Genomic DNA, 25,299 nt, shown 5'->3' on the forward strand with positions numbered 1-25,299 from the left:
ACGTGCGCAGGGCGCATACTGGCGGTGACCTCGTCGGGGGTTTCGGTCGTGTGTGGTAACTCGATCCGAACCCACGACGAGGTTTTTACGTCGCTACGTCCCTCTTCCCGAGTGAGTTACGTACAGAACTTCTGATCAGGCGCTTAGAGCCGGGCGCTCCCCCTGACGCAGAGTGGTCTGGCCTCCGCGCCGGTGAAGGTGGGTGGCTCACTCACCCGGGCCTAGCTGAGTGGTGGGTCAAGCCGGCGCACCCTGCCGCTCACGCCTGAAGGGGGGTTCTCCATCACCCAAGCTCCCAGCGCAACCAAAAGGCAGGCTGATCTCCGAGCGATGGCCGGGGTCCGGGGCAGAGCCCTGGGGTCTTCCGACGACTAGGGTCCGACTATGTCCGTTGCCGTAGCCGCCCCCCACCCGGCCGCAATCGACGCCGCCCACACGGCCGTAGCCGCAGGCGGCAACGCTTTCGACGCCGCACTGGCCGCGGCTGCTGCTTTGGCGGTCGTCTATCCGCACCAATGCTCAGTAGGCGGCGACCTGGTGGCGATGGTGCGCCCCAAAGGACGGCCGGTCCAGGCCATACTCTCGATCGGGGCAGCGGCCGCCGCGGTCGACGTGAATGCGCTCAAAGCAGGGATGCCTTTGTACGGGCCCCAGACGGTAACCGTTCCGGGCGTGGTGGCGGGATGGGCCGCGGTGCATTCGAACGCCCGGCTTCCGCTGGCCGCGCTGCTGGCGCCGGCCGTACGGATGGCCGAGGACGGCGTGCCCTTCAGCCCGGGCCTGCGTGCGGCGATCGAGGCCGCGAAGGACCGCATCCTGGCCGACCGCGGCCTCGCTGAGATCATGCTGAAACCGGCCCTGGTGCAGCCCGCCCTGGCCGCGACACTCACCCGGATCGGCTCCGACTGGCGGTCCTTCTACTCCGATCCGCCACTGGCGAAGGGTTTGCGCGACTTCGGAAGCCCTCTGTCCACGGCGGACTTCGCGGCGCACGTCGCTGAGGTGGTCACGCCGTTGCAGGCCACCGCCGGTGGGGTCACCTGGCATGCCGCGCCGCCACCCGTGCAGGGCGAGACCTTCCTGGCCGTCGTCGGGTCGTCGTCGCTGCTCGCCGACAGTCGCCGTGCGCAGGCCGACCGTGACGCTCGCCTGGGTGACCCCCGCCGCGGTCCGCTCCCGCCGGGCGCTGTCCCCGTCCCCGGCCCCGAGCCGAAGGGCGACACGGTCGCCGTGACAGCCGTGGACGACGACGGCAACGCGGTAGCCCTGATCCAGAGCGTGTTCGAAAGCTTCGGCGCCGGCCTGCTCGACCCGGGGACCGGCATCGTTCTGCACAACCGGGGTTCCGCGTTCAGCCTCGACCCGGGTCACCCGGCCTGCATCGGTCCCGGTCTACGGCCGCCGCACACGCTCTGCCCGACGATCGGCACGACAACCGACGACGTGATCGCCCTCGGCTGCCAGGGCGGCCGGGCCCAACCGTGGATCCTCGCCCAGGTAGCCCCCGAGGCCCTGACCGCCTCTGACCTGTCCGCGTTGGTGAACCGGCCGCGCTGGATCCTGCGCGGCGACGACCTGATCGTGGAACCGGGCGTCACGCTGTCCGACACCGACGGCCTCACCGTGTCGACGACCGAGGGTCCCCACAACGACGCCGGCCACGTGCAGATCGCCCGCTTGCGCGGCACGCTGCTCGACGCGGGCAGTGATCGCCGGGCGGACGGTCTCGCGGCGGTGCTGTCATAGCTCCACGGTAATGGTGCCCTGTTCGGCCCGCACCGCTGACCCGGCCGGACAGGGGAGGGAGGCCGAGCGCAGCGCCCACGTGCCGTCGTCGTCGCGTACGGCGGAGTTGATGATGGTGTTGTGACCGGCGTTGAGCTGGGCCAGCGTGAGATGGTCGCCAGGGGCCGCGGCCGGGGGTCGTGGTGGTGCGGCGATGTCGTTCCAGCGGTGGGCGAGCCGCGTGAAGGCCCTGTTCCGCAGGAAACGGCCGTTCGCGTCGAGCGCCTGTGATCCCGCCTTCGCTAGGGCTGCGCTGAGCGTGCGCAGCGGAACCCGGCCGACCATCCCCGGGGAACGCACCATCCTGATTCGCAGCATCCTTTCGTACAGCGCGAAGGCCGCAGTGCCGGCTTCGCCCACGACGGCGGGCCACGTGACTTCTGTGCGAGGCTGCCGCGGAGGGGTCACCGCGTCGGCCGCCTTTCCCACCGGTGACAGGTGCCACGCGTCGTCGTCGATCCAGACCTCGGCTTCCGCAGCGTGCACGTAACCGTGGCCGCCGAGCCTGACGTCCCCGCCTGCCAGCATTGAGGCTCCCACCGCGTCGTCGCTGTCGAACCGCGCGCCTCGCACGTCCGAGAAGTGCAACCACAACTTCACGTCGCGTGTGCCGCTGGGAGCGGGGAAGGCCCGCTCCGGTTGGAGTTCCACGTCGGCGCTGAGGGTCGACCCGGTCCTCTCCACGGTGAACGAGGACACCTCTGCTGACGCGAGGTCGTAAGTGTCGGCGAGCGCCGTGGTCAACGCCATCGTTCCGGGACGGACGGCGTCGCGGTAGTCGCGGTAGTGCTGTTCCCGGGGCGGGGCGGCGCTCAGCAGCGGCGCCACGTCCGGGACCTGCTGGATCATCCAGGCGCGGCGTTCCGGGCTGAAGGCGGCCATCCAGTCGAGCGCCTCACGCGCCCGCTCGGGTGACGTCAGAACCGCGAAGAACGGCATGGTGTTGTTGTCCCAGATGTCGGCGATCCGGGCGACCTCGCGGCGATCGAAGAACCGGCCGTCGCTCGTCAGCTCCCCGATCCGCGCCACCGACCGGTCCAGCAACGTGCCGAGGGCGGCAACCGCGGGATCTCTCTTCATGCGACCGAATGGTAGGTGAGCGGCGCGCTGAAGATTGATCAAGATCGGGGTGCACAGATCGGGTGCCGGGGGAGTCGTAAGGGTGTGACCTTCGAGCAATTCGCGATGGCCCGGCTGCCCAGTCTCCTGCGCTATGCCGTCGTCCTCACCGGAGACCGTGATCTCGCGCAGGACGTCATCCAGGAGGTGCTCGCGCGCACGCAGGTTCGATGGCGCCGGATCAGTGACACGGACGACCCCGAGGCGTATGTGCGGCGCATGGTGCTCGACGAGTACCTGTCGTGGCGGCGCTTCTGGGCGGTTCGCCGGTTGCGGGTGGCCGGTGACCCGAACGGCGACCTGTGGGCCCGTCTGTTCACGCTCGGACGCAAGCAGCGGGCCGTGCTCGTGCTGCGCCACTACGAGCACCTGGAGGACGAGCAGATCGCCGGCCTGCTCGGGTGTTCCGTGGCCACGGTCCGCAGTCATGCGTCGAGGGCCCTGAAGACCCTCCGTCTCGACGAGCCGGAGCTGAATGACCGTATTCTCGTCAAGGAGAAGTCGTGACCGACCAGCTGCATGAGGCTTTCGAGGCTCATGAGGACAACACCCCCGACCCGGCCGTGGTCTACGCCCACGTGCTGGAGCTTTCGAAGAAGTACAAGCGTCGCCGTCGGGGCGCGCAGATCGCGGCTGGTGGTGTGCTCGGTGCCGGTCTGATCGCCGGGGCCATCAACCTGCCCGCGTTCCTGCCGGCCAACAACGCCGGTGGCGGTGGCACGACCGGGATCGCCGCGGCCGCGCCGGCCGTCAGCCCCAGCTCGGACCCTGAGGCCGTGTTCCAGGAGCAGTTCAAGGCGTACTACGCGGCCGGCTACGGCTACGACAACGCCCAGGTGCTCGCCAAGATCTGGAAGCAGAACCCCGACAACCTGAACCGGGTCAAGGCCGAGGCCGGCCGGCGGCTGCTGCTCGGCGAGACGCTGCCGATCAAGCCGACACCGGACAAGCCGGTGGTCGAGGAGACGATCACGCCGCAGCAGCAGAAGCAGTTCACGGCGTTCTTCGAGGCCGGCTACGTGTGGGACGACGCCGCGAAGCTCGCGAAGATCTGGAAGCTGTCCGACGCGCCCGCGGCCAAGCTCGAGGCGGGCAAGCGGCTGCTCGCGGGTCAGGACGTTCCGGTCAAGCCGAAGCCGGCCAACGTCAAGGCGGCCCAGGAGCAGAAGAACGAGCTCAAGCGGGTCAACGCGTTCTTCGGCGCCGGCTATGACGGCGAGGACGCGGTGAAGCTGGCCAAGGTGTGGAAGACCAACCCGTACCAGGCCAAGATCGAGGCGGGTAAGCGGCTGCTGGCCGGCCAGACCCTCCCGATCCAGCCGTAACCTCCCGGCCGCGCCGGCTCGTGGGGAGCCCGCGCGGCCGGGTCGGTCCCGGATCCCCCTGACTTCTGCCCTCCTGTCCCCTTGGGTTTGCCCAGTTCAGTGGGCAGACTGGCCAGGCGGGGGTGGGTGGATGGGGGCCGAAGGGGACGCCCCGGGCCTGATCGGGCACGGGGCGATGTGGGCACGCCTGAAAAGGCTGCTGAGCGACAGGAACGCGCTCGTACTGACGGGCGATGCGGGGGTAGGCAAGACGGCGCTGCTGGGTGCGTTCGCCGAGACGGCGGTCGAGCGCGGTCACCGCGTGTCGAGGGTCGCCGGCGATTCGGGGATGCCCCGGGTGGCGTACGCGGCCTTGCGTGCTCTTCTGGCCGACGCCGACCCGGACGCCTTGCCGGCCGCTCAAGGGCGGGCCCTGCGCGCGGCCCTGGCCGGTGCGGAGACCGGCGTCGACCTGCTGATACTGCGCGCGGCCGTGTGCGCCGCGCTGGATCAGCTCGCGGGTGACCGGCCGCTCGTGCTGGTGGTGGACGACGTCGACCGGGTCGACGCGCCGAGCCTCGACGTGCTGCTCACGCTGGCCTCGGTGATCTCCGTGGGGCAGATGCCGATGGTCGCGCTGTTCGCGGCGCGCACCGACCGGGTGCCGATCGAGCTGGCCGAGCTGCTCGAGGTGCTGGTCGTGCCGCCGTTGTCCGAGCGCGAGGCCGAGCGGCTGTTCGAGGCGGTCCCGGATGCCCCGGCCGGCGTGGCCCGGCTCGAGATTCTGCGACGGGCGGCGGGCAACCCCTTGGCGCTGCGCGAGTACGCCGGTGGGGCCGTTCTGCCCGGCGACGGAGGTGTCGCCGACGTCTACGCCCGACGGGTGGAAGAGCTTCCTGAGCGTACGAAGTGGGCCTTGACCCTGGTCGCGGCCGGGGAAAGAGAGCTCGCCATCGCCGCCGAGGTGTGGCAACCCGCAGTGGACGCGGGGTTGATCTCGGTGACCGACACCGCGGTCCATTTCCGGCACCCGCTGGTCGAGTTCGCGGTGCTGCGGGCGGCGGGAGCGGCGGCGGAGAGGCGCGCCCATCGCCTGCTCGCCGAGCGGGCCACCGACTCGCGCCGGGCGCTGTGGCATCGCGCGGCCGCCGCGACGGGCCACGACCCGGAGCTGGCGAACGAGCTGGTCCAGGCGGCCGAGCTGCTGGACGGCGCGGGAGTGGTGACCGCGGTGACCATGCTCGAACAGGCGGCCGGCTTGTTGAAGCCCGAGCACCGCGCGCCGGTTCTGCTGGGTGCGGCGGCCCGGGCGGGAGCAGTGGGCCGGTTGCGGTGGGCGACCGGCATCCTCGAGCGGGCCGAGGCCGTGCTCGATCTGGAGGCCACCCCGGGCTTCGACGTCAACCTGGCCGTCTTCGGTGCGTGGCTGCAGACGATGCGCGGCCGGCTCGACGCCGCCGTCCCCCGGCTCACTTGGGTGATCGAGGCCGAGCCGCTGACGGCGGGCACGGCCAACTCGGCCGCGTTCCCGTCGTTCCTGCTCGGCCGGGGCGCGTTGACCGGGACGCTCGCGCGGGCGACGGCCGACCTGCCGGTCGATCAGCCCTGGCTTTTCCCGCTGGTCGTGACCCGGCCCAGCGAGGAGGTGCGGGAGGGCTGCCTGCTGGCCCGTGAGGCGAGCTCGCTGGCCGACCAGGACCGGGCCACGGTCGCCGGGGCGGCCGCGATGCTGGCCGACGAGCCCGAGCACGCCCTGCGGCTGCTGGCGCCGGCCGTCTCCGGGGTGATCGAGGGCAAGGCGTCGGGGGTGTTCCTGGCCGCGCCGGGTGCCGCCGGGTGGGCGATGATCGACCTCGGTCGCTGGATCGAGGCCGAGCACATGCTGGTGCCGCTGCTTTCCTCGCCGGTCGGGTCGGAGGCGACGCTGATCCGGGCCGGCACCTATGCCCAGCTCGCCGTCATCGCCTATCTGCGGGGACGGTGTGCGGCCGCGGACGAGCTGCTGGCGCGCTCGCCGATGGACCCGCAGTCGGTTCCGGTCTTCGCCCTGCGCCTCGCGTGGGCGCGCGGGCTGGCCGCGGCCGCTTCGGGCGAGCACGAGAGGGCGTACGAGTCGCTGGCGGTTGCCTTCGCGGTGCCGCACGACTGGCAGGTGCTGGTGCTGCCCGACCTGGTGGCGGCGGCGACCGAGGCGGGCGTACGGAATGAGGCTGAGGCTGCGGTTCGTCAGGCCGAGGAGGCGTACGGGATGAGGTGGCTGAGCGCCCGGGCCCGCGGCCGGATGACCGCCGCCCGCGCGCTGCTCGACGACGACCTGCCCACCGCGTCCGCCGTCCTGGCCGGGGTGCGGAACCACCCGTTCGAACGAGCCGCCCTCGCCGTGGCCGTGGCCGACCGCCTGCGTCGCGACCAGCAGCCGCGCGTGGCCCGTGATCTGCTGATCGACGCGCTCGACGGTTTCGAACGGCTGGGCGCCGCCGGCTGGGCCGGGCGCGTCTTCGCGCAGCTGCGGGGTGGCGCCCCGGCGGCCGACCCGTTCGCCGGGCTGAGCCCGCAGCAGGAACAGATCGTGCGCCTGGCGGCCGGCGGGATGAGCAATCGCGAGATCGGTGAGCGGCTCTTCCTGTCGCCGCGCACCATCGGCTCGCACCTCTACCGGATCTTTCCGCAGCTCGGCATCGCCAACCGCACCCAGCTCGGCGAGCTGCTGGCCGGCCGGGGCGGTCCGAGGTGACCAGGCTGGTCGGGCGGGAGGGGCCGCTGAACGCGATCGCGGCCGTGCTCGCCCGGGGCGGCTCGGTGCTGGTGCACGGTCCCCGGGGGGCCGGCCGGTCGGCGGTGCTGGCCGAGGCCGCCCGCCGCCGGGGCGGGAGGGTGCTGGTTGTGCGGGCGCTGCCGGGCGACGAGGCGCTGCCCGGCGCGGGTCTGCACCGCCTGCTGCGACCGGTGCAGCGGCACACCACCGCGCTGCCGCCCCCGGCGGCGGCAGCGTTCGCTCGACTCTTCGGTGAGGACCCGCCCTCGGCCGCCCCGGCCGAGCCGGCCGACGCGGTGCGGGCGCTGGCGCGGGTGCTGCCGGACTGCCTGTGGGTGGCCGACGACCTGGACCGGCTCGACGAGCTGTCCCGCAGCGTACTGGTCGGACTCGACGAGCTGCCGGTGCTGGCCGGGGCGACCACGGCGGCCGTGGCCCCGGAGATGACGGCCGTGCGGTTGAGCCCGTTGAGCCGAACCGACGCGGGACGGCTGGTGGCGGCCCTGCCGGAGGCGCGCGGGCATCCGGGTGCCCGGCTCGTGGTGGCCCAGTCGCGCGGCAACCCGCTCGCCCTGACCGAACTGGCCCGGCACCTCCCGCCGGCCAAGGACCTGCCGCCGACCGCCACCGAGCTGCCCGTGCCCGGTCGTCTGCGCCGCGCGCTTGCGCCGGGCGTCGACGGGCTCGACCCCGTGCGGCTGCGGGCCGCGCTCGTGGTCGCGTTCGCCGCCGAGACCCCGGGGCGGTCGACAGCGGCGGCGTTGGACGCGCTCGTGCCGGTAGGCGTATTCGACGAACTCGCGGCCGACGGGGTGCTGGGGACCGGGTGGCACTTCCCGCATCCGGTGGTGCGCGCGACGGTCATCGACCGGGCCGGGCCGGCCGACCGGAACGCGGCCCGGCTCGCCCTGGCCGCCCGCCTGCCGGTCGGCGACCCGGCCGGGGCCTGGCATCGGGCGCGGGCCGAAGCCGCGCCGGACGACGAGGCCGCGGCCCTGCTCGACCGGGCCGGGGATCGGTTGTCCATGACGGGGCGGGTGCGCGCGGCGGCGTACGCCCTGGGTCTGGCCTCGGCCCGCAGCAGCGATCTGACCGCCGCCCGTCGCCGCGCCGAACGGGCCGCGCACCACGCCCATCTGGCCGGGGAGGACGCGTGGAGTCTCGCGCTGTCGGCGGGACGGCGATCGGGCGAGGCACACCTGCTGACGACGCTGCGGGCGGCGTGGATGCGCGGCGACGGACGATCCCGGGAGCGGGTGCGCGAGGCGCTGCGCGACGGCGGCGCGGGCGAGTCGGAGCTGCTCGAAGCCTGGGGCCGGGCGCTCGCCGACGACGTCGACGTGGACGGACGGGCGCGGCGGCTGCTCGAACAAGATGGGCAGCCCGAGGCGATGCCACCCGACGAGAGGGCGATCGCACTCGGGACGATCGCCCTCGCCCGCCACGAGACCGAGCACGCGGCCCGGCACCTGACCCGGGCTTGGCAGCTCGCCGCGCCGGGCGGTCCGCACCGGCCCCTCGCCCTGATCGCGCTGGCCTGGGTGCACTACGACAGCGCCCGATTCGATGCCGCAACAAAGGCCGCCGTACGGGCCCTCGCCGAACCCAGCCCGGCCCGGATCGCGGTCGACGTGCGCGCCGGAGCGCTGGCCCTGCACGCCTGCGTGGCGGCCCTGCGCGGCGAACCCGACCTGCGGGAGCGGCTGCGCGAGGCCCGCGGCGCCATCCAACCGGTCAGCCACGCCGTCTACGACGTGCGGCTGGGCCGGGCGCAGGGGCTGGCCGACGCGATCGCCGGCCTGCACGGGCTGGCCTTCCACCGGCTGCGCCACCAGTACCCGCACGGCGTCCCGGCCCACCACCGCGTCTCCGACCTGGGGCTTGCCGACCTGGCCCAGGTCGCCGTCGTGCTGGACCGCCAGGACCAGGTCGCGCCGATCGTCGCCGCCGCCGAACGCCGGGTGCGGGCGCTGGAATCGGCCCGGCTGACCGCCGTCTGGCACCGCGCCCGCGCCCTGCTGGCCACCGCCGAACCCGAGGCCGAGGAGCACTTCCGGCTGGCGCTGGACGACCCGGACGGCGCGCGGTGGCCGGTCGAGCGGGCGCTGACCCTGATGGACTACGCCCAGTGGCTGCGCCGGCGGCACCGCCCGTCCGAGTCGCGTCCGCTGCTGGCCGCCGCCCGCGACGTCTTCGCGGCGACCGGGATGACCCCGTGGGAGCAGCGCGCCGAGGCCGAGCTGGCCGCGGCCGCGCCCCCGCGCCGGCAAGCCGCCGGCCTCACCCCGCAACAGCGTGAGGTCGTACGCCTGGCCGCCCAGGGCTTGACCAACAAGCAGATCGCCGACCGTCTCGCGTTGTCCGACCGCACGGTCGGCACCCACCTCAGCCGGGCGTATCCGATCCTCGGCGTGGCTCGTCGCTCGCAGCTGCCGGCGGTGATCGACCGCCTGTGAGGTCGGCCGCCCGGCCGTGCAGTCGTTCGACGGACGACCGACCGTCGCGGTCCCCCTCACGATGGGTGAGCATTCGAAACCCGCAGGAGCAGGAGAAACAATGACCGTGCAGCCGACCGTCGTCCTCGTCCACGGGGCGTTCGCCGACGCCGCCAGCTATGCCGACGTCACCGCCCTACTGCTCGACGAAGGCGTCAAGGTCGCCGTCCCGGCCGTGCCGAACCGCAGCCTGATCGGCGACGCCGCGTACATCTCGTCGGTGGTCCGGCAGATCGAAGGCCCGGTTCTGCTGGTCGGCCACTCGTACGGCGGTGCGGTCATCACCGTGGCCGGTGTCGAGGAGAACGTCGTCGGCCTGGTCTACCTGGCCGGATACGCGCTCGACGAGGGCGAGAGCCTGGCCGAGCTGCAGGGCGGATTCCCCGACTCCGACCTGGCCGCCGCGCTGGTCTACACGAAATACCCGATCCCGGGCGCCGAGGACGGCACCGACGTCTCGGTCGACGTCGAGAAGTTCCCGGCGATCTTCGCGGCCGGCGTCGACCCGGCCCGCGCCCGCGTCCTCGCGGTGTCGCAGCGCCCGCTGGCCGGTGCCGCGTTCGCCGAGAAGGCCCCGGTCGCCGCCTGGAAGACCAAGCCGGCCTGGGGCATCGTGTCGAGCTCGGACCACACGATCAACCCGGACGTCGAGCGCTTCGGCTACCAGCGGGCCGGCGTGAAGACGATCGAGGTCGACTCGTCGCACCTGGTCATGCTGGCCCACCCCAAGGAGGTCACGGCCCTGATCAAGGAGGCGCTGGCCGAGGTCGGCTGAACCGCCTTCCCGACGCCGCCGTGTGGGATGCGCAGGCTCCTACGGACGGTGGGGTTGACCGATGAACGACAGGACCAGCATCGACGCGCCGGCAGTCCACGCGATCGGCGAGGCGGTGACCGGGGTGGCCGAGCGCCTGGCCGCCGTGACCGACCGCATCCCGGAATGGAAGCGGGCCAGCCAGGGCGCGATCGAGGGGGCGATCACCTGCGACGTCGCCCTGGTGGACGCGGCCCGGCGCTGGGCGGGCACGCTCGACTCCCTGACCGCGCTGATACGTGACCACGGCGGTGACCTGCGGGCGGCGGCGGCCGACTACACCGCGGCCGACTCGTCCGCGGCCGAGCGGATCCTGGGAGCGCGGCCGTGACGATCACTCTCCAGGGATTGCTGGCGGCGGACACGGCACGACTGATCGAGATCTCCCGCGAATGGGATCGGCTGGCCGCGGCTCTCGACACCGCCGTCGAGGAGCTCGGACGAGAGACCCGCGACCTGCCGCACCACTGGCCCACCTCGGCGGACGCCCAGGACCGCGGGGCCGACCTGCGGGCTCAGCTCGGCACCGGGTACGGGCACTGCGCCGCCATCGCCACGGCCGTACGGGAGTTCGCGGGCGAGGTCGAGGACAACCGGCGGCTGCTGCACGGGCTGGTCGCCGAGGCCCGGGGCGTGGGCCTGTGGATCGACCTGGTCTCCGGGCTGATCACCGCGCCGATCGGGCTGGCCGTCGACGCGTACGCGCAGCAGATCGCCGAGATCGTGGCCCGCGTCAACGAGGCCGACCGGCGTACGGTCGAAGCTCTTGAACTGCACAAATACCGTGAGGAGCAGGTGCCGCCGACCGAACCGCCGGAATATCGCGAAAGGGGCGTGCTGGCCCTGGCCGCCGCGACCCCGGCCGAACGGGCATCCTGGTGGCGGGCGCAGCACCCGCTGAACCAAGAGCGGGCGATCCTGGAACAGCCCGAGATCGTCGGGGCGGCGGTGGGGCTGCCGGACAAGGATCGCGACATGGCCAACCGGCTCCTGCTGCGCCGGGCCAAGGAAGATCTGCGGGCTCACGAGGGTGACGGGATCTCCCAGGCTCAGCTCGCGATCATCCGGCGCCTGGCGGCCATCGACGACCTCGAACAGCGAGCCGGCGGGCGGCGGCTCGTCTCCTACCGGCCGGGAGCCGAGCAGGACGCCGAGCTGAGGTAGAGGTGGTTCGCGGGAATTTCCGGGCGGATAGCATCGTCAAGGTTCAGGCGAGCTTTTCTGTAGAAGGAGATCACCGTGTCAGCAACCCGTACCCCCGCTGTGGCCGACCCACTAGTCGTCCCGGCCGGGACTACGGCCGCCGACGCGGTGGCCGCGGCCGGCCTGCCGACCTCGGGGCCCAAGGCGATCGTCGTCGTCCGAGACGCCTCCGGCCGGCTGCGCGACCTCGACTGGCGTCCCGAGCTCGAGACCGACGTCACCCCGGTCGCGATCGACGAGCCCGACGGCCTCAACGTGCTGCGCCACTCGGCCGCGCACGTGCTGGCCCAGGCCGTGCAGGACATCTTCCCCGAAGCCAAGCTCGGCATCGGCCCGCCGATCGAGAACGGCTTCTACTACGACTTCGACGTGCCGAAGCCGTTCCAGCCCGAAGACCTGCAGAAGCTCGAGAAGCGCATGCAGGAGATCATCAAGGCGGGGCAGACCTTCCGCCGCCGCGAGTACGCGTCGCTCGGCGAGGCCAAGGTCGAGCTGGCCGACGAGCCGTACAAGCTCGAGCTGGTCGACCTCAAGGGCGACGTCGACGCGAACGAGGTCATGGAGGTCGGCCACGGCGAGCTGACCCACTACGACAACCTCGACAAAGAGGGCAAGCGGGTCTGGGGCGACCTGTGCCGCGGCCCCCACGTGCCGACGACCCGGTTCATCCCGGCGTTCAAGCTGATGCGCTCGGCCGCGGCCTACTGGCGCGGGTCCGAGAAGAACCCGCAGCTCCAGCGCATCTACGGCACCGCGTGGCCGTCGCGCGACGACCTCAAGGCCTACCTGAACCGGCTGGCCGAGGCCGAGCGCCGCGACCACCGCAAGCTCGGCACCGAGCTCGACCTGTTCTCGTTCCCCGACGAGATCGGCTCCGGCCTGGTCGTCTTCCACCCCAAGGGCGGCATCATCAAGCGCGAGATGGAGGACTACGTCCGCGCCCGCCACATCGAGGAAGGCTTCCAGTACGTCAGCTCGCCCCACATCACCAAGGAGGGGCTGTTCCACACCTCCGGGCACCTGCCGTACTACAAGGACACGATGTTCCCGCCCATGGAGCTGGAGGGCGCGGACTACTACCTCAAGGCGATGAACTGCCCGATGCACAACCTGATCTTCAGGTCGCGCGGGCGGTCCTACCGTGAGCTGCCGCTGCGCTTCTTCGAGTTCGGCACGGTCTACCGTTACGAGAAGTCGGGCGTGGTGCACGGGCTGACCCGCGTACGCGGTCTGACCCAGGACGACTCCCACTCGTACGTGACGGCCGAGCAGGCCCCGGGCGAGATCAAGCACCTGCTGAACTTCGTCCGCTCACTGCTCGACGACTTCGGTCTCGACGACTACTACCTCGAGCTGTCCACCCGCGACCCGAAGAGCGACAAATTCATCGGTACGGACGAGCAGTGGGCCGTGGCGACCAAGGTCCTCTCGGACGTGGCCGCCGAAAGTGGGCTCGACCTGGTGCTCGACCCGGGTGGCGCGGCGTTCTACGGGCCGAAGATCAGCGTGCAGGCCAAGGACGCGATCGGGCGCACCTGGCAGATGTCGACCATTCAGTACGACTTCAACCAGCCGGCCCGCTTCGGCCTCGAGTTCCAGGCGGCCGACGGCACCCGCCAAGAGCCCGTGATGATCCACTCGGCCAAGTTCGGGTCGATCGAGCGGTTCTTCGGGGTGCTGGTCGAGCACTACGCGGGGGCGTTCCCGGCGTGGCTGGCGCCGGTCCAGGTGGTGGGCATCCCGATCCGCGACGATCACGCCGACTACCTGACCTCGTTCGTGGCGAAGCTGAAGGCGGCGGGGATCCGGGCCGAGGTCGACTACTCCGACGACCGCATGCAGAAGAAGATCCGTACGGCGCAGCAGCAGAAGATCCCGTTCATGGCGATCGCCGGCGACGACGACGTGGCCGCGGGGACCGTGTCCTTCCGCTACCGCGACGGCTCCCAGCGCAATGGCGTCCCGATCGACGAGGCCGTCGCCCACGTCGCCGAGGTCGTGCGCTCCCGCACCAACGTCGGGCCGTCCGCCGGCTGATTCACCTCTTGACGGCCGGGACCGGAGTTGCTTCGGTCCCGGCCGTTTTTGGTGGCTCGCCCCGCGCTGGGACGGCCTTGCCGGGTCGTCGGGGGTTGCGGGTGTGGCGGGATCAGTGGGTGGTTACCCAGGTGGCTATCTGGGCTCGGCGGGAGACGCCCAGCTTGGTGCGGATGTGTTCCACGTGGGCGGCGGCGGTCTTGGGGGCGATGGTCAGGGCGACCGCTATCTCTCGGTTGGTCAGGCCGGCCGCGACCAGGCGGGCCACCTCGAACTCGCGAGAGGACAGCAGGGTCGCGGGGGTGAACGGCGACGGCGTCATCTCCACGCCGACTGAGGCGTAGGCCCGCGCGGCTGCGGCCCGCAGGGCGGCGGCGTCAGCCGGGCGGCGAGAACGGGTGGCGCAGCGGGCCTGGTCGAGCAGGACGGCTGTGCCCTCCCAGAAGCGGCGGCGGGCGGACCAGAAGGCGGCGGCCGCGGCCAGCGAGGTACGGGCCTTGCCGGTCTGGCCCTCGTGCAGGTGGATCAGGCCCTCGGCGTGGTCGAGGGCGCCCAGCGTGCCGGGGATCGATCGCGCTCGCAGCAGTGCCGTCGTGCGGGTCAGCCAGGCGCGGGCGGCCGTGGGATTCGAGTCGGCCAGGTGGGCGCGGGTGCCGGTCACTACGTACGGGAAGAGGTAGGCGGCGTCGCGTACTGCGGCTGAGGCGGTGTAGCCCTGCTCGCAAAGGGCTATGGCCTCGGGTGCGTCGCCTCGGGCCAGGGCTGCCTCGGCCAGGCCCCACAGGGCGGGGGAGAGGCGCTGGAGTTCGCGCATGCTGCCGCCCAGCTGTTCGGCTCGGCGCAGGTGGTCGGTGGCCTCGTCCAGGGCGTTGCGGCCCAGGGCCAGGTAGCCAAGCACGTGGTGGGCGGTTATCTCGGTGGTTATGCCGTGGCCGTCGGCCAGGGCCTGGCGGGCGAGGGCGGTGGCGGCCGGCCAGTCGCCGGTGGCCCAGCGGACGTGGGCCAGGTGGGCGGCCATGTAGTGGCGGTCGTTGAACAGTTCGGTGCGCTCGGCGTAGGCGATGCCTTCGGTCAGGGTCGAGGTCGCGGTGTCGTACTCGACCAGGACTGACATGGACGTGCCCAGCATGCGATAGGAGCGGGCGGCCTGGGCCTCGAAGCGTAGTTTCAGGGCGCGGTTGATCGCGTCGCGTAGCAGGCGGGTGCCCTCGTCGGGGCGGCCGGCGAAGAGAAGCACGGAGCCTACGGTGGCGTCTATGTGGCAGCGTGCGCGGTCCTCGACCGCCAGTGCGCGGGCCTGTTCGCCGCTGGCCAGGGCTTCGTCGAGGCGACGGTCCAGCATGTACGCGGCGGCCAGTTCGGCGTGGATCTCGGCGCGGGTCTCGGGGCGGTCGGCGGCCAGCGGAAGGGCGGCGCGCAGGGCCTCTGTGCGGGTGTCGAGGTCGGCCCCTAACAGGTGTCGTACGGCCACCCAGTCGGGCACCAAGGCCGCGGCACCGGCTTTGTCGCCCAGTTCCATGCGTACGTCGTACGCCTCGGCGTAGCAGGCGGCGGCCTCGTCGTTCTCGTCGATCGCCAGCAGCTCGCAGGCGAGGGCGGACAGCAAGCCGGCCCAGTCGGAGCGCGGCAGACGGGCCGGGAAGGTGCGGCGTGCGCGGCGGTAGAGCTCGGCGGCCTCGCGGTGGGCGGAGAGGGCGGAGGCCTCGCGGGCGGCGGCGCGGGCGTGGCGGAAGGCCTCGTCGGGGAGGGCGGCGCGTTCGTAGTGGTCGCTGGCGAGGGCATCGGGGAAGCCCGCGGCGGCGGCTCGGGCGTGCAGGTCGCGGCGGCGGTGCGGGGTGATGTCGGCGTAGAGGGCGTCGCGGATCAGGGCGTGGCGGAAGTCGTAGCCGGAGCGGTCGGCGCCGGCACGTACGAAGAACTGTTCGGTGAGTTCGCGCAGGGCTTCGTCGACGGCGGTGGGGGTGTCGCCGGTCAGCGCGGTGAGCAGGTCGAGGTCGAACGAGCGGCCCAGTACGGCGGCCACCTCGGCCAGGCGGCGGGTGGACGGGGTCAGGTGGGCGGCGCGGACCAGCACGGCGTCGGCGAGGGTGTCGGGGACCTGTTCGGAGGCGGCCAGGAACTCCTCCACGTGCAGCGGGATGCCGTCGCTGCGCTCGTGCAGGGCGGCCGCCGCGGAGGTGGGCAGGCCCGAACCGGTGATCGCGGCGGCCATCGCCGAGGTCTCATCGGGATGCAGACGGCGCAGCCGCACCTCTTCGGCCAGGCGCTGGGTGAGCAGGCGGGTGCGCCACACGCGCATCGGGACGCGCGGGTAGAGCTCGTCGCTGCGGTAGGTGCCGACGACCAGCAGCCGGCCGGACTTCGCGTGGCGGGCGAGGCGGGCCAGCACGTCGAGGGTGAGGTCGTCGGCCCAATGCAGGTCTTCGAGCGTGATCAGCAGCGGGTCGGCGGCGCCGGCGATCAGCTCGGCGAGGTCGGCGACGAGGAGGCGGCGCCGGCGGGCCGGGTCGCCGTCGGCGAGTTCGCGCAGGCGGCGGCCGAGCCGTTCGCCCGGCGCGGCCGTGGTGGGGTCGCGTCGCAGCTCGGCGCCCAGGTCGGCCAGGGGGCCGCCGGCCAGCTCGGTGTCGCCGGGGGAGGCGCCCGCGCCGGCCACGGTGAAGCCGGCCGCGCGGGCGCGGCCGATGATCTCGCCGAGCAGCCGGGTCTTGCCGATCCCCGCCTCGCCGGCGAGGAACAGCAGCTCTCCGGTGGCCTCGGCGAGCCGGCGCTCGGCCAGGGCGATCAGGTCGTCCCGGCCGACGAGAACGGGACTGGCCACCACGCTCGCGACTTTAGGTCAGGCGACCGCGCCTTGATAGGTGCTCTGACCGATGTCCGACCGACTCTGCCCGAGGAATCTGAACGCATGGCGAAATTCATGGACGTACACAGCGGGTTCTACGGGGTCACGCCGGCGCAGCTCAACGACGCGCACGACGCCGACCTCAAGATCGAGGACGACGAGGGGGTGCACTTCGAGCAGGCGTGGCTCGACCCGGAGGAGGGCAAGGTCTTCTGCCTGAGCACGGGGCCGAGCAAGGAGGCCGTGATGCGCATCCACGAGCGGGCCGGCCACCCGACGACCGAGATCTACGAGATCACGGCCGAGGTCTGAGTGCCCGGGGCCGCCCGTCCGGCGGGTGGCCCCGGCTCCTCGCGGGAGATGCGAAGCCACACGACGAAGCCCCAGATCACGAAGACGGCGTAGACGGCGTAGAGGATCGCCGAGGGGTAGTAGCGGAAGTGCAGGAGCTCGGGGACGCCGACCAGGTCGACGGCGATCCAGCAGAGCCAGAACTCGACCCAGCCGCGCGCCAGGGCGTACGTGGCCAGCATCGACCCGACGAAGATCCACGAGTCGGCCAGGTAGTACCACCAGGGGACGGGGAAGCCGGCGCCGACCGCGCGGAAGACGAAGAAGCACAGGACCACGCCGAACAGGGCCAGGCTGCCGTAGACCACGCGCTGCCGGAACGTCGCCCAGTGGGGGTTCACGGCCGCGCCGTCGTGGTTGCGGCGGCGGTTGCGGTTCCACCGCCACCAGCCGTAGACGCTGGCGATGACGAAGAAGACCTGGCGCGCGGCCTGGCCGAACAGCGGCGTGCCCTGGTCGTTGCCGATGGCCTGGCCGGCGAAGACCGTGAAGAGCAGCACGTTGCCGACGATGCCGACCGGCCAGGCCCAGACGCTGCGGCGCATGCCGAACAGCGCCGACCCGAGCCCGAAGACGTTGCCGACGATCTCGCGGTAGTAGATCGCCTGGTCGGCGGTTACCTGCCATTTGGCGGTGTAGAACATGAAGAGCAGATGGTCTAGCCAGGCCACGACTCATCGTATGGCGATGATCTCGACTGGGTAGTGCCGACGAGACGAGGGGCATAGTGGTGTCCGTGACATCGCCCGCGTCCTACCCCTTCTGCCCGACCGAGACCCGGCTCTACGAGAGCGGGAAGGTCATCGCCAAGGACTTCGGCTACGAGCAGGTCGCGAGCCTGCTCGACCAGCATCCCCAGGCGGTGCTCTGGCTCGACCTGTTCGACCCCGACACGGGCGACCTCGACGTGGTGGCCAAGCAGTTCCAGCTGCACCCCCTGGCGGTCGAGGACGCCGTGGCCGACCATGAACGGCCCAAGATCGACCGTTATCCCCATCACGTGTTCCTCAACGTCTACGCCGTCGACATCGCGACCCGGGAATCGGTGACGCAGTTCGGCAAGACCGAGATCAGCGCGTTCGTCACGCCGCGCGCCCTCATCACCGTACGCAAGTCGCCGAGCGACACCACCCGGTTCGTCGGGCGCTGGGATTCCGAGACCGAGCTGGGCGCGGCCTCCGGCGGCGTGGGCTTCCTGCTCTACGGGCTGCTCGACGTGGTCGTCGACGGGCAGTACGCGGCCGTGCAGCGGCTCGACGCGGCGATGGACAAGATCGAGGACGTGCTGCTCGAGGAGGGTGGGGCACCCCGGGCCGTACGCCTGCGGGGTGTGCACCAGCGCAAGTTGCTGGCCGCGCTGCGCCGCGCCGTGGCCCCGATGCCCGAGCTGGTCAGCCAGGCGATGCGCTCGGACCTGGGCCTGGTCGACGAGAAGCTGCGCCCCTATTACCGCGACGTCGAGGACCACACCCAGCACACGGTCGACGAGGTCGAGCACCTGCGCGACCGCGTCGACGGGCTGCTGCAGGCCGACCTCGCCGAGCAGGGCAACGCGCTCAACGACACCACCCGCAAGCTGGCCGCGTGGGCCGCGATCATCGCCGTGCCGACCGCGCTCACCGGCTACTTCGGCCAGAACCTGCCCTACCCCGGTTACGAGCAGATGTCGGGTTTCCTGGCCAGTTCGGTGCTCATCGTGGTCATCTCCGTCGGCCTCTACTTCTACCTGAAGAAGCGCGGCTGGCTCTGATATCCACAGGCCCCCCGTACGCCTTCCCGGTGGCGTAACCTCCGGAGATCTCACGGGGAGGTGTGGATGTTCGCACTCGTCTGGGGGGCCGTTCGGACGCGCACGGCTCAGGTGCTGACCGTGCTGGTGCTCACCACACTGGCCGCCGCCGTGGCCGCCGCCGCGCCCTGGTTCGCCTACGCGAGCATCAACCGCGCCGCCGCCTCCGACGTGGCCGCCGCCCCGTCCGAGCAGCGCACGCTGTCGGTGCGCCAGATCGCCGACACCGACGGCGACCCCCAGGCCGCGATCGACCAGCACGAGTCGACGGTGCACGCCGTGCTGCCGCTGCCCGCGGCCGAACCCGTGAACGGGCTGGCGCTGCCGCTGACCGCGCCCTCCGGCGGCGAGGCGCCGACCATGTCGATCGCCTACCGTGAGGGTTTCTGCGATCACGTACGCCTCGACGGCCCGTGCCCGGCCGCCCCGCGAGAGGCCGCGATCAGCGCCGCCGCGGCGCAGCAACTGCGTCTCGGGCGCGGCGACACGCTGACGTTGCGAGCCTCGCCGAACTCCGACCCGATCAACCTCGAGGTGGTCGCCCTCTTCGTCTACACCGATCAGGCCGGCCCCTACTGGAGCAATCCTCTCTTCGAAGCCGACAGCGGCGGGCTCGACCCGGCCTTCACCGCGCTCGACACGTTCAAGGCGAAGCTGCTCGGGGAACCGACGATCGCCTTCGACCTGAGCGTGCCCGACCAGCTGCTGCGCGGCGACGGCGGCTACGAGCTGGGCGCCGTGCTGCGGGAGGCGAGCGGCGAGCTCGGCTCGGGCGGGCTGCGCCTGGTCAACCTGACCGGCCCGTTGCTCGGCGCGATCGACCGCGACCGCACCGAGATCCGCCTCGGCGTCGTCGTTGCGATGGTGCAGACGCTGTTCCTCACCTGGTTCGCGATCGGCCTGGCCGGCCGCTACACCGGGCGTGACCGGCGCGGCGACGTCGCCCTGCTCAAACTGCGCGGCAGCACCCGGCTCGCGATGCTGCGCCTGGCCTGGGGGCAGCACCTGCTGCCGTTGACCGCCGGCGCGCTGATCGGCCTGCCGCTGGGCCATCTGCTGGCCCGGTGGCTCGCCGGGCCGGTCACCGCGGTGAGCCAGCAACGCGAGGCGCTGCTGCTCTCGCTCGCCGCCGTGGCCGCCGTGCTGCTCGGCGGCCTGATCGTGCTGGCCGCCGTCGAGGCGGTGGTGCTGCGCAAGCCGGTCGCCGACCTGCTGCGCCAGGTCGGTTCCGGGCGCGGCGACTGGCGGGCCGGCCTGACCGACCTGTTGCTGCTCGCGATCGCGATGGCGGCCATCTATCAGGCCCGGTCCAGCGCGCCCGACAGCGGGCTCGCCCTCGCCGCGCCCGCCCTGGTCGCCCTGGCGGTGGCGCTGCTGCTGGCCCGGCTGCTCGGCCGGGTGGCCGATCGGGGCGGCAGCGCCGCGGTGCGCACCGGCCGGTTACGGCTCGGCCTCACCGCGGTGCAGGTGTCGCGCCAGCCGGGCAGCGACCGCGTGTTCGCGCTCATCGTGGTGGCGGTCGCCCTTTTCGCCACCACCCTCGGCCTCGGTGTGGGCGACGCCCGCGCCCGCACCGACCGCAGCGCCGCCGAGCTGGGCGCCGACCGGGTGCTGACCGTGCAGGCGGCCAACCGCACCGCGCTGCTCGACGCCGTACGCCGGGCCGACCCGGAAGGCGACGAGGCGATGGCCGCCGCGGTCGACCGCACCAATTCGCCGCCGATGCTCGCGGTGGACAGTTCCCGGCTGGCCGCCGTGGCGCACTGGCGCCCCGGCTACGGCCCGGTCGGCCTGCTCGCCTCGGCGACCGCCGAGAACCCCGGCCCGCCACCGGCACCCCTGATCACCGGTGACCGGCTCGCCGTCCGGGTGCGAGCCGAGGGCCGCTTCCCGGTCGCGCTCGCCCTCGCCCTGCAGAACGAGGCGACCGGTGCTCCGGTGCAGGTGCGCTTCGGCACGCTGGCGCCCGGCGAGCAGACCCGCACCGCGCCGGTCGAGGGCTGTGCCGAGGCGCCCGGCTGCCGGCTGCTGCGCTGGCAGTTCACCGGCCCGCCCGATTCCGGCGGCTACCATCCGCCCGCCTCGCCGGACAGCGCGATCGTGCTTCGCGGCCTGACCCAAGCCGGGCCGCCGGCCGACATCCTCGGTCCCGAGCAGCTCGGCGACATCGCCCGGTGGCGACCCGGCACGGCCGCCCTGGCCCTCGACATCGCCGCCCGCGACGGCGCCCTGCGCGTCGGGGTCGACGCCAACGTCGTCGCCGGCGCCGACATCGGCACCCAGGTGTACGCCGTGGACAGCACCATGCCCCCGTCGATCGTGCTGGCCGGGCCGCCGCCGAAGGACTGGCGCTTCGCCGATCCCACGCTGTTCACTCTCAGCGGCCAGCCGGTCCCCGCGCGGGTCGACGGCACCGCCGAGGTCCTGCCGGTGGTCGGCGCCTCCGGGGCGCTCGTCGACCTCGACACCGTGCGCCGCATCGCCGGCGACGCCAGCACCCCCGGCGAGTTCCAGGTGTGGCTGGCTCCCGGCGCCGGCGACCGGGTCGTGACGGCGCTGCGTCAGGCCGGCCTGACCGTCGTCGGGGAGGACACGATCGTCCGCCGCTCCGACCGGCTGGCCGAACAGGCGCCCTCGGCGATCGCCCGGTTCGGGCTGGTCGGCGGCGTGGTCGGACTGCTGCTCGCGGCCGCGACCGTTGCCGTGGCCGGCGCGGTCGACCGGCGCGCCCGCCTCGAGCAACTTCGGGCCCTGCGACTTCAGGGCCTGTCGCTGCGCGTGGCGCTCGGGACGGCGTACGCGGGAACTCTGGTCTTGATCGTGGTGGGCCTGCTGGCCGGGCTGGTGGCCGCGGCCGTCGCCAACCCGCTGGCCCGGGTGGCCGTGCGCGGCTTCACCGACGGCTGGAACGTGCTGCCGCCGCCGAGCGCGCTGGGCTGGACGGCGCTGAGCCTGGCCGGCGCGGTCGGGCTCGGGCTGCTCGGCCTGGTCGGGTGGCTCTCGGTGCTGCCGCTGGTGCGCCGGCTGCGTGACGGCGGGGAGGCGGCCCGATGATGTCGCTGGTGCTCGCGATGATCTGGACCAGGCGCGGGCAGGCCGTCACGCTCGCCCTGCTGGCCCTGTTCGCGGTCGCCTCCGCGGTCGCGTCGCCGGCCTACCTGAGCGCGGTCGACCGGGCGATCGCCGCCGGTCAGGTCGCCGCCGCCGCGCCCGCCGAGCGCAGCCTGGTCATCGCCGGCACCCAGGACGCCCGGGTCGTCAGCGGCGCCCCCGACTTCGCCGGCGTCGGCGCCGCCCTGATCGAACTGCCCGGCTTCACGTACGTCTACGGGTCGTCCTTCCCCGCCATCGGGCTGGAGAAGGAGAACAGCAACGCCAGCCGGCTGGTGTTCCGTCAGGACGTCTGCACCCACGTGCGGATCGTCGACGGGCGGTGCCTGGTCGGTGAGGACGACATCCTCGTCGGTGCGCGGACCGCCGCGCGGCTGGGCGTGTCGGCCGGCGACGCGGTCCGCATGACGTTCGCGGCCTACCAGGACGACCCGGTCAACCCGCACTGGGAACCCGCCGGCATCCCCAAGCAGCTCCTCATCGCGGGCGTCTACGAGATTCCCGACCCGACCGACGTCTACTGGGGCACCCACGGCTATTTCGACGTGCGCCCCGGCCGCGGCCCGAGCGAGCCCGTCCTCACCGGCGCCACCACCTTCACCACGATCGACCACGGGCTCACCGACCTGTCCATCGACGGCGTGGCCGGCCCCGCCGCGCTCGGCGTCGACGGCCTCGACGGGCTGCGGGCCGGACTGCTCGCGCTGACCGGCAAGGCCACCGAGATCGGCCCCAACCTGCAGGTCGACACCGCTATCCCGGCCCTGCTCGACCGCATCGACTCGGGCCGCTCGGCCGCACACCTGCTGGTGCCGGTGCTGGCCGTCCCGCTGGTGCTGCTCGCCTGCTTCAGCATCTTCCTCGCGGTCGGCTACGGCACCCAGGGCCGCCAGCCCGAGCTGGCGATCGTCGCGCTGCGCGGGTCCCGCTGGTGGACGCGCTGGTGGCTGGCGACCGGCGAGAACCTCTTCGCGATCCTGGCCGGGGCGGTGGCCGGCTGCCTGGCCGGGCAACTGCTCGTCAACCTGGTGGCCGCGGCCCGGTTCCCCGGGGTCGGCGTCGACGCGGGCTGGTCCTCGCTGCGCTTCGCGCCGTTCGCCGCGCTCGCCGCCCTCGGCGCGGCCGTGCTGGCCCAGCGGCGCCAGTTGCTCAGCCCGGTCGCCACCCTGCTGCGCCGCAATCCGGTGACCGCCAACGGCGCCCGCGCGCTCGCCGTCGAAGCCGTCGTCGTGCTGCTCGCCGTGGTCAGCGCGGTGCAGCTCATTCTCACCGGCGGCTCGCTCACCGGGGTCGGCCTGCTCGCCCCCGCGTTCGTCATGCTCGCCCTGGCCCTGCTGGCCGCCCGCGCCCTGCTGCCACTGGTCACCCGCTTCGCCACCCGGGCGCTCGCGGCCGGCCGGCTCGGGCCCGCGCTGGCCGGCTACCAGCTCTCCCGCCGCCCCGGCGCCCAGCGGCTGTTCGCGCTGCTGGTCGCGACCGTCGCCGTGGCCGGCTACGCCGCCTGCGGAATAGACGTGGCCGCCCGAGGCCGGGTCGTGCAGTCCGGCCTGGGTGTCGGCGCGGCCCGGGTGCTCGAGGTCGAGCCCGTGCACCGCAGCCGGCTGCTGCACGCCGTGCGCACGGTCGACCCGGACGGCCGCTTCGCGATGGCGACGGCCCGGCTGCGCAACAGCACCGGCCGCGAGCCGCTGGGCCTGGCCGCCGACACGACCCGCCTGGCCGCCGTGGCCACCTGGCCCGGTGGCGGACCGTCAGCCGCCGAGATCGCGCGCGACCTGCGTCCCCCGGCGCCCGAGCCGATCACGATCGACGGCGACGACCTGACGATCAAAGCGAGTGGGCACGGCGTCGTAGCGGCCAAGCAACTGCGGCTCAACGTGTCGGTGTCGTCGCTGACCGGCCTGGGCGACGCGGTCGTCGGCCTCGGCAACCTCGTCGAAGGGGAGTGGACGTACCGGCAGCGCGTCGACACGTGCGCGAAAGGCTGCCGCATCAACGGGATTCAGCTCGCCGTCAACGGCAACGTGGTCGGCGTGACCGGCGGGCTGACGATCCACAGCATCGGCGGCGGCACCGCGGGCGACTCGGCCACGCTCGACGTCGGTCGCTGGCGGATGCCCCGGCACGGCAAGATCGGCGCGACGCCGGACGGCCCGCGCATCGATGTGGACGCTTCCGGCGGGCTCCCCGAAGGCGCCTGGGTCCAGCCCGGCGACACGCCCTATCCGCTGCCCGTCGCGTACGCCGGTCAGGCCCCGGCGGCCGAGGTGCTGACCGGTCTCGACGGCTACCCGATGGACGTGGCCGGTCGCGCCGAGGTGCCCGCCGTGCCCCGTCTCGGCGTGAACGCCAGCCTGGTCGACCTCGAATACGCCGGACGGGTCGCCGTCGACGCGGCCCCGGCCCTGCTGCCCGAGGTGTGGCTCAACGACCGCGCCCCGGCCGACATCGTCGAACAACTCACCGCGCAGGGCCTCACCGTCGTGGCCGACACCCGAGCCCAGCAGGTGCGCCGCCAGCTCGACGAGCAGGGCCCGGCCCTGTCGCTCTGGTTCCACCTGCTCGCCGGCGCGCTGGCCGTGCTGCTCGGCGCGTTCGCCCTGGTGCTGGCGGCCGCGGTCGACCGGGAGCGGCGCGTCGAAGACCTGTCGGCGCTGCGTGTGCAGGGCCTGCCCCGGCCGACGACGAGCCGGGCCACGTCATGGACCTATCCCGCGCTGGTCGGCATCGCCGCGCTGGTCGGCATGCTCACCGCGCTGGCGGGCTGGGCCGTGACCGGCTGGGCTCTGCCGCTGGCCGGGGTGGACGAGGTCGCGCTGCCCCTGCCGTCGTGGCCGCGCGTGCTGGTGCTGGCCGGTGCCACCGCCGTCGTTCTGGTGCTGCTCGCCGCCGTCGCCCTGGCCACCGGCCGCGACCTGCGCCGCCGGATCAAGCCATGACCCCCCTTCTCACCTACCATCAGCCGCGCGGCACATCGATTCCTGGAGGACGGATCATGAAGACGCTCAGCGTCGTGGAGGCGGACCTCGCCTGGGACAGCGACAACGTCGTGCTGCGCGGGGTCTCGGTCGAGGCGCGGCCCGGCGAGATCCTCGCGATCACGGGCACCTCGGGTGCCGGGAAGACCACGCTGCTCAGCGCGATGTCCGGACTGCTGAGCCCGGCGAGCGGGCGGGTGCTGGTCGACGGTGAACAGCTTGCCGACCGCGACCATGCCGTCAAGCTCGGCGTGGTGCTGATCCCGCAGGACAACGGGCTGGCCGCGATCCTGACGGCGGCCGAGAACATCTCCGTCGCGGTCATCGCCACCGGGGGGACGGCCGCCGAGGCGCGGCGGCGTACGGCTGAGGCGCTGGAACCGCTGGGGCTCTCGGGGCAGGCCAACCAGCTCATCGAGGAGCTTTCGGGCGGGCAGCAGCAGCGTACGGCGATCGCGCGCGGGCTGGCCCTGCAGGGCGACGTCCTGCTGGCCGACGAGATCACCAGCGAGCTGGACGCGGCCAACCGGCAGCGGGTCATGGAACTGCTGCGGGCCGAGGCCGAGCGGGGGGCGGCGGTCGTCTTCGCCACCCACGACCCCGAGGCCGCCGCCGCGTGCGACCGCGAACTGCACCTCGGCGACGGCGAGGCGACCTGGGCCCGCGCCTGATGGCGTGCCCGGCGTCGGCCGTCGTACCGCCGCCGGGCTACGTGA

General features: G+C 72.9%; 17 protein-coding genes. 14 read left to right on the forward strand and 3 right to left on the reverse strand.

Annotated elements, in window-relative coordinates:
* Positions 1-384: 384 nt before the first annotated feature.
* Positions 385-1,746, forward strand: a complete 1,362-nt coding sequence (locus EER30_RS31210) for a gamma-glutamyltransferase (protein ID WP_127504241.1) — start codon at positions 385-387, stop codon at positions 1,744-1,746.
* Here EER30_RS31210 and EER30_RS31215 read toward each other — a convergent pair.
* A complete protein-coding gene (locus EER30_RS31215) occupies positions 1,741-2,865 on the reverse strand; it encodes a hypothetical protein (RefSeq protein ID WP_127504242.1) in 1,125 nt (374 codons plus the stop codon). The two genes, EER30_RS31210 and EER30_RS31215, sit on opposite strands and share 6 nt — an antisense overlap.
* 84 nt (positions 2,866-2,949) lie before the next feature.
* Between EER30_RS31215 and EER30_RS31220 the strand changes: the two genes are divergently transcribed.
* The 8 genes from EER30_RS31220 (at position 2,950) to thrS (ending at position 13,512) form a co-directional block, all read left to right on the forward strand.
* Positions 2,950-3,411: a SigE family RNA polymerase sigma factor gene (locus EER30_RS31220; protein ID WP_240670411.1), complete on the forward strand. Its 462-nt coding sequence runs from the start codon at positions 2,950-2,952 to the stop codon at positions 3,409-3,411.
* Entirely contained in the window at positions 3,408-4,229 is an 822-nt protein-coding gene (locus EER30_RS31225; RefSeq protein ID WP_127504243.1) for a hypothetical protein, read from the forward strand. The genes EER30_RS31220 and EER30_RS31225 overlap by 4 nt, the downstream gene beginning before the upstream one ends.
* A gap of 130 nt (positions 4,230-4,359) precedes the next feature.
* Entirely contained in the window at positions 4,360-6,942 is a 2,583-nt protein-coding gene (locus EER30_RS31230) for an AAA family ATPase (RefSeq protein WP_127504244.1), read from the forward strand.
* On the forward strand, positions 6,939-9,419 hold the full coding sequence (locus EER30_RS31235) for a helix-turn-helix transcriptional regulator (RefSeq protein ID WP_127504245.1): 2,481 nt from the start codon (positions 6,939-6,941) through the stop codon (positions 9,417-9,419). The genes EER30_RS31230 and EER30_RS31235 overlap by 4 nt, the downstream gene beginning before the upstream one ends.
* 100 nt (positions 9,420-9,519) lie before the next feature.
* A complete protein-coding gene (locus tag EER30_RS31240; protein WP_127504246.1) occupies positions 9,520-10,233 on the forward strand; it encodes an alpha/beta hydrolase in 714 nt (237 codons plus the stop codon).
* Positions 10,234-10,294: 61 nt separating this feature from the next.
* Entirely contained in the window at positions 10,295-10,603 is a 309-nt protein-coding gene (locus EER30_RS31245; protein WP_127504247.1) for a type VII secretion target, read from the forward strand.
* Entirely contained in the window at positions 10,600-11,436 is an 837-nt protein-coding gene (locus EER30_RS31250) for a hypothetical protein (RefSeq protein WP_127504248.1), read from the forward strand. The genes EER30_RS31245 and EER30_RS31250 overlap by 4 nt, the downstream gene beginning before the upstream one ends.
* Before the next feature lie 75 nt (positions 11,437-11,511).
* Entirely contained in the window at positions 11,512-13,512 is a 2,001-nt protein-coding gene (gene thrS / locus EER30_RS31255; RefSeq protein WP_205650512.1) for a threonine--tRNA ligase, read from the forward strand.
* A gap of 112 nt (positions 13,513-13,624) precedes the next feature.
* On the opposite strand, the gene EER30_RS31260 is transcribed toward thrS, so the two are convergent.
* Positions 13,625-16,333, reverse strand: a complete 2,709-nt coding sequence (locus EER30_RS31260; protein ID WP_127504249.1) for an ATP-binding protein — start codon at positions 16,331-16,333, stop codon at positions 13,625-13,627.
* Positions 16,334-16,417: 84 nt separating this feature from the next.
* On the opposite strand from EER30_RS31260, the gene EER30_RS31265 reads away from it, so the two are divergent.
* The gene (locus EER30_RS31265; RefSeq protein ID WP_127504250.1) at positions 16,418-16,666 is read left to right on the forward strand and encodes an SCO4226 family nickel-binding protein; all 249 of its coding nucleotides are present in this window, start codon (positions 16,418-16,420) and stop codon (positions 16,664-16,666) included.
* Here the strand turns inward: EER30_RS31265 and EER30_RS31270 are convergent.
* Positions 16,642-17,349: a nicotinamide mononucleotide transporter family protein gene (locus tag EER30_RS31270; protein WP_164842545.1), complete on the reverse strand. Its 708-nt coding sequence runs from the start codon at positions 17,347-17,349 to the stop codon at positions 16,642-16,644. The genes EER30_RS31265 and EER30_RS31270 overlap by 25 nt on opposite strands.
* A 92-nt stretch (positions 17,350-17,441) precedes the next feature.
* Between EER30_RS31270 and EER30_RS31275 the strand changes: the two genes are divergently transcribed.
* The 4 genes from EER30_RS31275 to EER30_RS31290 all read left to right on the forward strand — a co-directional run bounded on the left by EER30_RS31275 (position 17,442) and on the right by EER30_RS31290 (position 25,254).
* On the forward strand, positions 17,442-18,455 hold the full coding sequence (locus EER30_RS31275; RefSeq protein ID WP_127504252.1) for a magnesium transporter CorA family protein: 1,014 nt from the start codon (positions 17,442-17,444) through the stop codon (positions 18,453-18,455).
* Positions 18,456-18,521: 66 nt separating this feature from the next.
* Positions 18,522-21,548 (forward strand): FtsX-like permease family protein, encoded by a 3,027-nt coding sequence (locus tag EER30_RS31280; protein WP_127504253.1) that lies wholly within the window; start codon positions 18,522-18,524, stop codon positions 21,546-21,548.
* Positions 21,545-24,544 carry an ABC transporter permease gene (locus EER30_RS31285; protein ID WP_127504254.1) on the forward strand — a complete coding sequence of 1,000 codons (3,000 nt, stop codon included), beginning with the start codon at positions 21,545-21,547 and terminating at the stop codon, positions 24,542-24,544. Before EER30_RS31280 ends, EER30_RS31285 begins: the two co-directional genes overlap by 4 nt.
* 56 nt (positions 24,545-24,600) lie before the next feature.
* Entirely contained in the window at positions 24,601-25,254 is a 654-nt protein-coding gene (locus tag EER30_RS31290; RefSeq protein WP_127504255.1) for an ABC transporter ATP-binding protein, read from the forward strand.
* The last annotated feature ends 45 nt before the right edge of the window (positions 25,255-25,299 follow it).

The sequence above is a fragment of the Actinoplanes solisilvae genome, assembly GCF_003999975.1.
In the GTDB taxonomy this organism is placed as follows: Bacteria; Actinomycetota; Actinomycetes; order Mycobacteriales; family Micromonosporaceae; genus Actinoplanes; species Actinoplanes solisilvae.

Coding starts and splice junctions, on each gene's coding strand:
- EER30_RS31210 (WP_127504241.1), top strand. CDS start 385: ATGTCCGTTGCCGTAGCCGCCCCCCACCCGGCCGCAATCGACGCCGCC.
- EER30_RS31215 (WP_127504242.1), bottom strand. CDS start 2,865: ATGAAGAGAGATCCCGCGGTTGCCGCCCTCGGCACGTTGCTGGACCGG.
- EER30_RS31230 (WP_127504244.1), top strand. CDS start 4,360: ATGGGGGCCGAAGGGGACGCCCCGGGCCTGATCGGGCACGGGGCGATG.
- EER30_RS31240 (WP_127504246.1), top strand. CDS start 9,520: ATGACCGTGCAGCCGACCGTCGTCCTCGTCCACGGGGCGTTCGCCGAC.
- EER30_RS31245 (WP_127504247.1), top strand. CDS start 10,295: ATGAACGACAGGACCAGCATCGACGCGCCGGCAGTCCACGCGATCGGC.
- EER30_RS31265 (WP_127504250.1), top strand. CDS start 16,418: ATGGCGAAATTCATGGACGTACACAGCGGGTTCTACGGGGTCACGCCG.
- EER30_RS31270 (WP_164842545.1), bottom strand. CDS start 17,349: ATGTTCTACACCGCCAAATGGCAGGTAACCGCCGACCAGGCGATCTAC.
- EER30_RS31280 (WP_127504253.1), top strand. CDS start 18,522: ATGTTCGCACTCGTCTGGGGGGCCGTTCGGACGCGCACGGCTCAGGTG.
- EER30_RS31285 (WP_127504254.1), top strand. CDS start 21,545: ATGATGTCGCTGGTGCTCGCGATGATCTGGACCAGGCGCGGGCAGGCC.
- EER30_RS31290 (WP_127504255.1), top strand. CDS start 24,601: ATGAAGACGCTCAGCGTCGTGGAGGCGGACCTCGCCTGGGACAGCGAC.